The 11,293-nt window shown below is 33.1% G+C and carries 8 protein-coding genes, 1 rRNA gene and 1 pseudogene (1 of these 10 only partly in view); 8 read left to right on the top strand and 2 right to left on the bottom strand.

What is annotated here, in order from left to right; translation table 11 throughout:
- A 16S ribosomal RNA gene (locus AC3VI6_RS08305) occupies positions 1 to 114 on the bottom strand; it reaches 1,401 nt to the left of the window's first position.
- Between the two features lie 986 nt (positions 115 to 1,100).
- On the opposite strand from AC3VI6_RS08305, the gene thrS reads away from it, so the two are divergent.
- The 7 genes from thrS (at position 1,101) to AC3VI6_RS08270 (ending at position 6,250) form a co-directional block, all read left to right on the top strand.
- Entirely contained in the window at positions 1,101 to 3,047 is a 1,947-nt protein-coding gene (gene thrS, locus AC3VI6_RS08300) for a threonine--tRNA ligase (protein WP_497705837.1), read from the top strand.
- A gap of 73 nt (positions 3,048 to 3,120) precedes the next feature.
- Positions 3,121 to 3,639, top strand: coding sequence for a translation initiation factor IF-3 (gene infC, locus AC3VI6_RS08295; protein ID WP_497706582.1), 519 nt, complete (start codon positions 3,121 to 3,123; stop codon positions 3,637 to 3,639).
- 47 nt (positions 3,640 to 3,686) lie between these two features.
- The gene (gene rpmI, locus AC3VI6_RS08290; protein WP_099215431.1) at positions 3,687 to 3,884 is read left to right on the top strand and encodes a 50S ribosomal protein L35; all 198 of its coding nucleotides are present in this window, start codon (positions 3,687 to 3,689) and stop codon (positions 3,882 to 3,884) included.
- Between the two features lie 149 nt (positions 3,885 to 4,033).
- A complete protein-coding gene (gene rplT / locus AC3VI6_RS08285) occupies positions 4,034 to 4,378 on the top strand; it encodes a 50S ribosomal protein L20 (protein WP_028891166.1) in 345 nt (114 codons plus the stop codon).
- A 96-nt stretch (positions 4,379 to 4,474) separates the two neighbouring features.
- Positions 4,475 to 5,059: a hypothetical protein gene (locus AC3VI6_RS08280; RefSeq protein ID WP_274634940.1), complete on the top strand. Its 585-nt coding sequence runs from the start codon at positions 4,475 to 4,477 to the stop codon at positions 5,057 to 5,059.
- 149 nt (positions 5,060 to 5,208) lie between these two features.
- Complete coding sequence (locus AC3VI6_RS08275; RefSeq protein ID WP_497705836.1) at positions 5,209 to 5,580, top strand: hypothetical protein; 372 nt, start codon at positions 5,209 to 5,211, stop codon at positions 5,578 to 5,580.
- The gene (locus AC3VI6_RS08270) at positions 5,543 to 6,250 is read left to right on the top strand and encodes an XAC2610-related protein (RefSeq protein WP_497705835.1); all 708 of its coding nucleotides are present in this window, start codon (positions 5,543 to 5,545) and stop codon (positions 6,248 to 6,250) included. Before AC3VI6_RS08275 ends, AC3VI6_RS08270 begins: the two co-directional genes overlap by 38 nt.
- Before the next feature lie 124 nt (positions 6,251 to 6,374).
- Here the strand turns inward: AC3VI6_RS08270 and AC3VI6_RS08265 are convergent, their stop codons facing one another.
- A complete protein-coding gene (locus tag AC3VI6_RS08265) occupies positions 6,375 to 8,051 on the bottom strand; it encodes a formate--tetrahydrofolate ligase (RefSeq protein WP_497705834.1) in 1,677 nt (558 codons plus the stop codon).
- Between the two features lie 206 nt (positions 8,052 to 8,257).
- Here AC3VI6_RS08265 and secDF point away from each other — a divergent pair.
- Positions 8,258 to 11,237 (top strand): annotated as a pseudogene (gene secDF / locus AC3VI6_RS08260) (protein translocase subunit SecDF).
- The last annotated feature ends 56 nt before the right edge of the window (positions 11,238 to 11,293 follow it).

Below are 11,293 nucleotides of genomic sequence, written 5' to 3'. Positions count from 1 at the left end.
TTACGCACCCGTTCGCCGGTCGTCAGCGGTGCAAGCACCCTGTTACCCCTCGACTTGCATGTGTTAAGCCTGCCGCTAGCGTTCATCCTGAGCCAGGATCAAACTCTTCATTGTAAAATCTTTAATTATTTTAAATGTTAAGTTCCAAAAGAATTTTTTCGGTAATCTTATAGATTATCCATGGTAATTCTACTCTTTTAATTACGCTGTCAATTTCAATATTTTCAATGAACGTGGCGAGTCGCCAATAACAAGTTTTAAACCCATCTCTTTAACTCAACCTTCTTGTAGAAACACTAGACTCGAACTAGTAGCTTAATCGCTTTCCAAAATCTCTCTGATCGTAACCGCTTTCTTAAAGCGGGTGCAAACATACAAACTCTTTTTGTTCTAACAAAAACTTTTTTCAAGTTTTTTTTCGTTTGCAATCACACTATTTTAATGAACTATTCACGTTAAAATCGGAATGCAAAGATACTACGTTTAACTTTAATAAAACAAGAAAAAATTAAACTATTTTTTAACCTTTTCTTTACCTTCTCTCCTCCCTATTTTAATGAACGCTTACTAACTTCTTATGCTTACCACTTTTCCGTTTGCGGGTGCAAATATAGATACCTTTTTCATTATAACAAGCACTTTTTTTGCCTTTTTTCTAAACCTTTTTTTAATGCTTTAAACCTTAACGATTTACGCGTGAAAGTTTTTTGAATATTGGCTGTTGGCTTTTAGTTTTTGAGAATTAACTTAGCTATAAATACCTTTAATGACTAACGACCAATCTATACCTCTCACGTTAGGGATCAACTCAATCATTCCATATACTTATTTGTTTCGTTGAATGCATAGCATTTGAAACGGCATCCTTTTATTTTGCCTCGACTTCGCTCAGCAACCTAAAACAAAAGATATAGCGGAAAGCCCGACAGTTTGATGGTGCTTGAACAGCTAGTGAAAACTACTAGCAAAATGGAATGCCCAAAGAACAAAAATCTATTTTGAAATACCTTATATATATATTGTATGAAAAATGCTTTTACAATATCTTTGCAATTCAAAATTTCCACTTGTAAGGAAATTACATATAACACATATATATAATGATTAAGATTACATTACCTGACGGGAGCGTCAAAGAATTTGAAAACAACAGCACTCCAATGGATGTTGCGAAAAGTATTAGTGAAGGTTTAGCTAGAAATGTTATTTCTGCAAGTTTCGAAGGAAAAACCATTGAAACCACCACCCCACTTACCACAGACGGCTCGTTAGTATTATATACTTTTAATGACACGGCAGGAAAGAAAGCTTTTTGGCACTCTTCTGCTCACGTATTAGCACAAGCTATTCAAGATTTTTATCCGAATGCAAAATTAACTATTGGACCTGCTATTGAAAATGGTTTTTATTACGATGTTGATTTTGGAGACGAAACTATTTCTGAAAAAGATTTTGATAAAATAGAAAAGAAGTTTTTAGAGCGTGCTCGTGAAAAAGCTGAATTTAAAATGCGTTCTATTTCTAAAGCTGATGCTTTAGCTTACTATAAAGCACAAGATAACCAATATAAGGTAGAACTTATTGAAGGTTTAGAAGATGGGGACATCACTTTTTGTGATCACAGCGATTTTACCGACTTATGTCGTGGAGGTCATATTCCGAATACTGGAATTATCAAAGCTGTAAAAATTATGAATGTTGCTGGTGCATACTGGCGCGGTGATGAAAAGAACAATCAGCTTACTCGTGTCTACGGAATCTCTTTTCCGAAGCAAAAAGAATTAAAAGAATATTTAGAGCTTCTTGAAGAAGCGAAAAAACGTGATCATAGAAAACTTGGTAAGGAGTTAGAGCTATTTACATTTTCACAAAAAGTAGGACAAGGTTTACCTTTATGGTTACCTAAAGGTGCTGCTTTACGTAACCGATTAGAAGATTTCTTAAAAGCTGCTCAAAAGAAAGCGGGGTATGAAATGGTCATGACTCCACATATTGGTCAGAAAGAGTTATATGTTACCTCTGGTCATTATGCTAAATATGGTGAAGACAGTTTTCAACCAATTACAACTCCAAAAGAAGATGAGGAGTTTTTATTAAAACCGATGAACTGTCCGCATCACTGTGAGGTATACAACCACAAACCTTATTCATATAAAGATTTACCAAAACGCTTTGCTGAGTTTGGTACTGTATATAGATATGAACAAAGTGGAGAACTACATGGTTTAACTCGTGTACGTGGGTTTACTCAAGATGATGCACATATTTTCTGTACTCCTGAACAATTAGATGAAGAATTCAAAAATGTAATTGACCTTGTATTATATGTATTCGGATCATTAGGTTTTGAAAACTTTACTGCTCAGGTTTCTATCAGAGATATGGAAAATCCAGATAAATATATCGGTTCAGTTGAAAATTGGGAAAAAGCTGAACAAGCAATTATCAATGCAGCTAAAGATAAAGGTTTAGATTATGTGATTGAAGAAGGTGAAGCTGCCTTTTATGGACCGAAGTTAGATTTTATGGTAAAGGACGCTTTAGGTAGAAGTTGGCAATTAGGAACTATTCAGGTAGATTACAACTTACCAGAACGTTTCGATTTACATTATAAAGGAGCCGATAATCAATTACACCGACCTGTAATGATTCACCGTGCACCATTTGGTTCTATGGAGCGTTTCATTGCTGTTTTATTAGAGCACACTGGTGGAAATTTCCCACTTTGGTTAACTCCAGAACAAGTTATTATACTGCCAATCAGTGAGAAATATCAAAATTATACCAAAAAAGTTTTAACTTTGTTGGAAAATTCCGAAATTCGCGCCCTCGTTGATGACCGCAATGAGAAGACAGGAAGAAAGATTCGTGATGCCGAAGTTAACAAAATACCATTTATGGTAATTGTTGGTGAACAAGAAGAAAAGGATGGCACAGTATCTGTAAGGAAACATGGCGAAGGAGACCTTGGAACATTTACTATAGAAGAATTCATTTCTCTAATACAGAATGAAGTTAGTAAAACATTGGTTCCTTTCGGAAGTTAAAAAATAGATAGTAATTTTAAATTTATAAGTCATAGCAATTAGAAGAAAAGGCGGAAGAAAACCCGCAAGAGTAATTAAAGAAGATCAACATAGAATTAACGATAGAATTAAATATGTTGACGAAGTTCGTCTTGTAGGCGATAACGTAGAAGTAGGTGTATACCCTTTAGCTAAAGCTAAAGAGATTGCACGAGAGTTAGAATTAGATTTAGTTGAGATTTCACCTAAAGCTGTTCCTCCTGTTTGTAAAGTTATTGATTACAAAAAGTTCTTATACGAGCAAAAGAAACGTGAAAAAGCTTTAAAAGCGAAAGCTACTAAAGTTACTGTAAAAGAAATTCGTTTCGGCCATCAAACAGACGAACATGATTACGAATTCAAAAAGAAGCATGCTATTAAGTTCTTACAAGACGGAGCCAAATTAAAAGCTTTTGTATTCTTCAAAGGACGTTCGATTGTGTTCAAAGAACAAGGACAAATTTTACTATTAAAACTAGCTCAAGAACTAGAAGAATATGGTAAAGTAGAGCAAATGCCAAAATTGGAAGGAAAACGTATGATTATGTTTATTGCGCCTAAAAAGACAAAATAAACAAATCTGTAACGATAATATAAGCAAGATAAAACTAAAGATCAAAGATGCCTAAAATTAAAACAAAATCTAGCGCCAAAAAACGTTTCAAGTTAACTGGTTCTGGAAAAATCAAAAGAAAGCACGCGTTTAAAAGCCACATTTTAACAAAGAAGTCTAAGAAACGTAAGCTTGCATTAACTCATTCGACTTTAGTACACAAGTCAGATGAAGCTAACATTAAGCAACAATTAGTATTAAAATAATTGTTAGCTAGGTAGTAAATTAATTATTAACCATGGAGTTGGGCCACAAAGAGTTTATAGTTTTGAGTTTATAGTTTTCAGTTAAACACAACTAAAAACTAAGCACTTAAAATTATATAAACCGCCTACTACAAAAACACATTTGAATTATGCCAAGATCAGTAAATTCAGTAGCTTCAAGAAATAGAAGAAAGAAAATCTTGAAGCAAGCAAAAGGTTACTTTGGACGTCGTAAGAACGTTTACACAGTAGCAAAGAACGCGGTTGAAAAAGGAATGCTTTATGCATACCGTGACCGTAAAAACAACAAGAGAAACTTCCGTTCATTATGGATTCAACGTATCAACGCTGGAGCTCGTCAGTTCGGAATGTCTTACTCACAGTTTATGGGTAAAGTTAAAGCTAACAACATCGAGTTAAACCGTAAGGTTTTAGCTGATTTAGCTATGAACAACCCAGAAGCTTTTAAGGCCATTGTAGAGAAAGTAAAATAAGTTTCATAACCTTGCTTATACTAAAAACCCAAACCTAAACGTTTGGGTTTTTTTAAACCATCTTATATTCATCAATTGAAATAAAATACCAATCCTATGAAATTTTTCAAAATAGCATTCATCTTTATTTTTACTCAAAGTATTATCGCTCAAGAAAATCTTCCTGAACAACCAAATACTGTTGAGAACCAATTTAATGAACTTTATAAAAAATCGAACAATTACCAGATTTATAAAGTAATAAAGAAGAATGAATACTTAAGACTTCAAAAAAGTATATTAGACAGCATAAAGGTAATTAAAACAGATGCTGCTTCTAAACAAGTTAAAATAAACGAACAACAAAAAAGTATTACTGAGTTACAAACAAAAATTGATACTTTAAATAGCGATTTAGCTACTTCTATTGGTAAAGAAGATGCTATTTCTTTTATTGGAATCCCTTTAGACAAGGCTACCTATAACACTATTGTATGGGGTATTATTTTCGCACTACTAGCTGGATTAGCTTTCTTTATTTATCGTTTTAACAATAGTAATGTAGTTACTAAAGAAACTAAGAGTTTATTAGCTGATACTGAAGAAGAGTTTGAACAGTACAAAAGAAAGTCTATAGAAAAAGAACAAAAGTTACGTAGACAATTACAAGATGAAATAAACAAACAACGTGGTGTAAATTAGTCACACACTCCTTAACATAAAAAACAACCCTCATTCGGCTACTTGTGTAACCTAAGGGTTGTTTTTTGATTTAATCCCGTACATTTTTTTGATAATTTTGTCGTTGAGAAAAAAGCTATTTGAAATTATTATACTTAACAAATTAATTAATGAAAAAGAATTTAACACTCTTACTTATTTTCACTTTCCTAAACGTATTAGGCCAAACTAAATACGAAATCAAAGGTTTTTCAGAAAAATATAAAGGATTGTTGACCATTGAAAAAGGTTATGAAAATGAAATTTTTAAAAAAGGAAGTATTACTGTATTTGAATCTAAAACAAATACCAAAATTATAGAAATTCATTCCGATGAATTAACTTTTGAATTAGAAACCATCGGGATTGTTAAAACAAACATTTTAGAACTTCCTTACGGAGAACAGAGCATTTTAATATATAAAGACTTCAATTTTGATGGCATTAAAGATTTAGCCATTATGGATGGGCAATTCAGTTGTTACCATGGTTCGATCTTTTAGAATATACCTCGAAATTAATAATAAGCTAACCTTTAGCTCTGAGTTTACTCGGTTAGCACAAGAATATTGTGGTATGTTTCAAACAAATGACAAAACAAAAACCATCCACACTATTACAAAAAGTGGTTGTTGCTGGCATCAATATTCAACTTTTAAAGTAGTTAACAATATTCCTTCTCCCATACTAATCATAGAAGAAAGTGCAGGGTTCGCTCCTTATTATTCAACTACTACAACCAAATGGAATGGAAATAAAAAAAGCACAAAAACTACTAAAACACTAGATTTAGAATATGATGGGCTTTCTGAAATATTATCATTTCATCTTATAAAAAACCAAAAGCAAGTTGTTCTATTTAGCATGAACGAACTAGACCTTAATTACGTTTTGATTAAACCTGATGGAGTTGTGGAATTCTCATTCCCTATTGAAATGATGGAAGGAGATCATAATTTCAAGCTTAATAAAACAGAAAATACATTAACCTTTAAAAACAAAGGTGCTACTTATGAAATTTACCAAACTAGTAAAGAAGGTAAAATTAATAGCATCGGAATATTTGTTACGGTAAATAGTAAGAAGTACGACTTAAAAGGAGATTTGAACTCTATAGAAGGAAGTTTAGAAGCTCTAAAAAACATAAAACTAAACAATCTTATCACTGAATAGATTCTAATTTTAAACATAAAAAAATCCCGAGTTTATCACTCGGGATTTTTTTATTAATAACAGCTTTAACCTGTCCTAACCACAATATTTACTTCTACTTAAATAGCGCTATCTGATTGTATATTTATGATAATCCTGAGATTACACCTTTGTTATCAATTTTCATGTTTTCTGAAGCAGGAATTGCAGGTAACCCAGGCATACGCATCATTTTCCCTAAAATAGGAATGATAAACTGTGCACCTGCTGCAATTTCTATTTCACGAACATTTACGGTAAATCCTTCTGGTCTTCCTATTAAACTTTCATTATCTGAAAAAGATTTTTGAGTTTTAGCCATACAAATAGCAAAATCATTAAATCCTAATCGATCTATTCTTCGCAAGTTTAACTCTGCCTTTTTATCGTAGGTTACTCCTGTAGCTCCGTAAATTTCTTTAGCAATCTTTTCTATTTTTTCTTTTACAGGACTTTTCCAATCATATAAAGGTTTGTATTGGGTAGCCTTGTTTTCAACTACATCAACAACAGCCTCTGCTAATTTTTTAGTTCCTTCACCTCCTTTTGCCCATCCTTCTGAAACAACTGCTTGTACACCTAAACTAGCACAAGCATCAATTACATAGTTTACTTCTTCCTCACTGTCTGAAATAAAAGAATTGATGGCTACTACAGGCTCAATATTAAATTTTCTAATGTTTTCAATATGCTTTTCTAGGTTTTTAAATCCATTTTGCACACGCTCTAAGCTTGGAGTATTGTATTCCTCTTTTGAAGAACCTCCATGATGACGTAACGCTCTAATTGTCGCAACTAACACAACACATTTAGGATTTAATCCTGCATACGCTGACTTAATATTCAAGAATTTTTCAGCTCCTAAATCTGCTCCAAAACCTGCTTCTGTTACTACATAATTTGATAACGACAACCCCATTTTGGTCGCAATAATGGTATTTGTTCCTTGTGCAATGTTGGCAAAAGGCATCCCGTGAATAATTGCTGGGTTCTCTTCTAGCGTTTGTACTAAGTTAGGTTTGATAGCATCTTTTAATAAAATAGCCATAGCGTCTTGCGCTTTTAGGTCACGTGCAAAAACTGGCTTTTTGTCAAAAGTAAATCCGATAAAAATATTTCCTAAGCGTTCTTTTAAATCGTCAAAACTAGTTGCCATACAAAGAATTGCCATTACTTCAGATGCAGGAGTAATATTGAACCCATCTTCTCGTGGAATTCCGTTTGCTGTACCTCCTAAACCAATAATTATTTGGCGTAACGCACGATCGTTCATATCAATTACACGCTTCCATAAAATAGTTCTTGGATCAATATTTAAATTATTAACGCTACTCTGTAAATTGTTATCAATTAATGCTGATAATAAGTTATTTGCCTTTTCAATAGCATTGAAATCTCCTGTAAAATGTAAATTGATATCTTCCATAGGAACTACCTGAGAGTATCCTCCACCTGCAGCACCTCCTTTAATACCAAAAACAGGTCCTAATGATGGTTCACGCAACACAACAGTAGCTTGTTTTCCTACTTTGTTTAATCCTTCTGTTAACCCTATAGAAACTGTTGTTTTTCCTTCACCTGCTGGTGTCGGTGTTAATGCTGTTACCAACACTAAATTGTTTTCTTTTATTTTTTCTTCGTCAATTAAATCAAGTGGTAGTTTAGCTTTGTACTTTCCATACATTTCTAAGTCATCTTCACTTACTTTTAATTTACTAGCTATATGTTTAATGTGCTGTAATTCTTTTGCTTGAGCAATCTCGATATCGGTTAAATGCGCCATGGCAAATTGTTTAAAATTTAAGTTATTTGTTTTTTCTAAAAAGTAAGTAAAGATACACAATATAATTCCCGCAAAAACTGACTTTTGTTAGCATTTATTCCCCAATTATTGCGTTACGACATAAATATGACAAAAGAATTCGCTTTTTTTTTAACGAAACGCTATATTTGCACGTTTTTAAAATAAAGTCGATTAAATTATTTACAATGCAAAACAAAGGATTAATTAAATTATTTGCTATACTTTTTGGTTTAGTAAGTATTTATCAATTATCGTTCTCGTTTTTCGCCAACAAGGTAGAAGACAGCGCGAAACAGTATGCGAAAGCAAATGTTAGTGATAACAACGGAAGAGCTTTAGCAAGATATGAAAGAAAATACTTAGATAGCGTAGCTAACAAAGAGGTAGTAAACTTAGGATTTGCTAAGTACTCTTACAACGACATCAAAGACAAAGAAATGAACCTTGGTCTTGATTTAAAAGGGGGTATTAATGCAATTTTACAGGTATCGGTAAAAGATATCTTAATCGGATTATCTAACGATTCTCAAAACACAACTTTTAAGCAAGCATTAAAGAATGCTGATGAAGCTCAAAAGAACAGTCAAGCGAATTACTTAGATTTATTCTACGATGAGTTCGAAAAATTAAGCAACGGTAACGTTAAATTAAGCGACCCAAGCATTTTTGGAACGAAAGCTTTACGTGATAAAATAGACTTCAACAAAACCAACGAGCAGGTTAAATCGACTTTACAAGAAGAAATTAACACTTCTATCAACACTGCTTTTGAAGTATTACGTAGCCGTATTGATAAATTCGGAGTTGTACAACCAAACATTCAACGTATTGGAACTTCTGGTAGAATTCAAGTAGAATTACCAGGAGCGAAAGATATTGATCGTGTAGAGAAATTATTACAAAGTACTGCTGAATTACAATTTTGGGAAGTACACACCAATGCTGATGTACAAAACTTTTTCTTTACTGCGAATGCAAAGGTTGCTGAATTATTAAAAGATGATTCTGCTACTGAAGAAGTTAAAGACACTGCTAAAACTGGTGATAATATTGATGATTTATTAGGTGAATCTGCAGATTCAACAAGTGTTGAAAATCAAAAGAACTTATTTACTTACTTATTCCCAAATGTAGCTCAAAGTCCACAACAAGTAAGTTCATTAGTAGCGCAAGCTAGAGTTCAAGATACTGCTAAAGTAAACAGTTTCTTACACAACAAAGAAGTAAGAGCTTTGTTACCTACTAACTTAAAGTACACTAAGTTTTTATGGGATTACAAATCTCACGCTAGTACTGACGGAACTGAACTTATTGGTTTATACGCTATAAAATCTAACAGAAAAGATCAAGCTCCTATTGGTGGTGATGTAATTGCAGATGCAAAACAAGAATACGATCAAATGAGCAAGCCTGTAGTATCAATGTTAATGAATGGTGTTGGTACTAAACAATGGGCAAAAATGACTAGCGAAAACGTTGGTAAATTTGTTGCTGTTGTTTTAGATAACTACGTATATACTGCACCAGTAGTAAACGGTGCGATTACAGGTGGTAGTACTCAAATTTCTGGAGGTTCTATGACCGTTACAGAAGCACAAGATATTGCTACAGTATTAAAAGCTGGTAAATTACCTGCTCCTGCTCGTATTATTCAAGCAGAAGTTGTTGGTTAGATCATTAGGAAAAGAATCTATCGATGCAAGTATGGCATCATTCGGATTAGCTATTTGTTTAGTATTAGTTTGGATGTTCTTATACTACGGTAGAGCTGGTTTATTCGCTAACGTTGCTTTAGTTGTAAACATCTTATTCATCTTCGGAATTTTAGCATCTTTCAACTCTGTATTAACCTTGCCAGGTATTGCGGGTATTATCTTAACCATTGGTATGTCGGTTGATGCAAACGTAATTATTTTCGAAAGAATTAAAGAAGCATTAAACGGAGGTAAAAACTTAGGGGACTCTGTAGAAGAAGGATTTAGTATTAAAGGAGCATTATCTGCAATTATTGATGCAAACATTACAACCTTATTAACAGGGGTAATCTTATATACTTTTGGAACAGGCCCAATTAAAGGATTCGCTTTAACATTAATGATTGGTATTGCTACTTCTTTATTTACTGCTGTATTTATTACTCGTTTATTTATTGACGGTGCAGTTGCTAAAGGAACTAATTTAACGTTCAATACTGGATTCTCTAAAAACTGGTTTAAAAATATCTCTATCGAGTTTTTACAAAAGCGTAAAATCGCTTATATCATCTCAGGGTTCTTTATCGCTGTTGGTTTAGTTTCTATATTTACTGTAGGATTAAAGCAAGGAGTTGACTTTAAAGGAGGTCGTTCTTACGTAGTTCGTTTCGACGAAGCTATGAAAGGTAACGAAGTAGCTGAAGAATTAAAAGCTGTTTTCGGTACTGCTCCTGAAGTTAAAACTTACGGATCTGATCATCAGTTAAAAATTACTACTGCCTTCAAAATTGACGAAGACGGTACTCAAGTAGATGAAGAAGTACAATCTGCTTTATATAACGGATTAAAGCCTCACTTAGGAGATACTTCATACGAAGATTTCAAACCTGGTTTTGAAAAAGCAGGAAACGGAATTATGAGTTATATGAAAGTAGAACCTACAATTGCTGACGATATTAAGCAAGCTGCTTTATGGGCGGTATTAGGATCGTTAATCGTAGTATTCTTATATATCTTATTACGTTTTAGAAAAATGGCGTATTCTATCGGTGCGGTAGTTGCTGTTTTCCACGATGTATTAGTAGTATTAGGAGTATTCTCTTTACTATACAAATTCATGCCATTTGATATGGAAATCGGTCAGTCGTTCATCGCTGCTATCTTAACCGTAGTAGGATACTCATTAAACGATACCGTGGTAATTTTTGATAGAATTAGAGAGTTTACTGAAGGTAAAAACTCAGTTACTGCTAACTTAGTAAACAAAGCATTATGTAGTACTTTAGGAAGAACTATCAACACCTCTTTAACAACATTATTAGTAATGTTAGCTATCTTCTTCTTTGGAGGAGACAGTATTAAAGGATTCATGTTCGCATTAATCGTAGGTGTAGTAGTAGGTACTTACTCTTCTTTATTCGTTGCAACACCAATTATGTTCGACGTTTCTAAGAAAGAAGAAAACAAATAAGCGCTACTTAAACATATATAAAACCGTTTTGAAGTTTATTCAAAACGGTTTTTTCA

This window comes from Tenacibaculum sp. TB-56, assembly GCF_059716275.2.
Note: the sequence above shows the minus strand (reverse complement) of the source record. Positions and strands in the feature narration are given on the sequence as shown.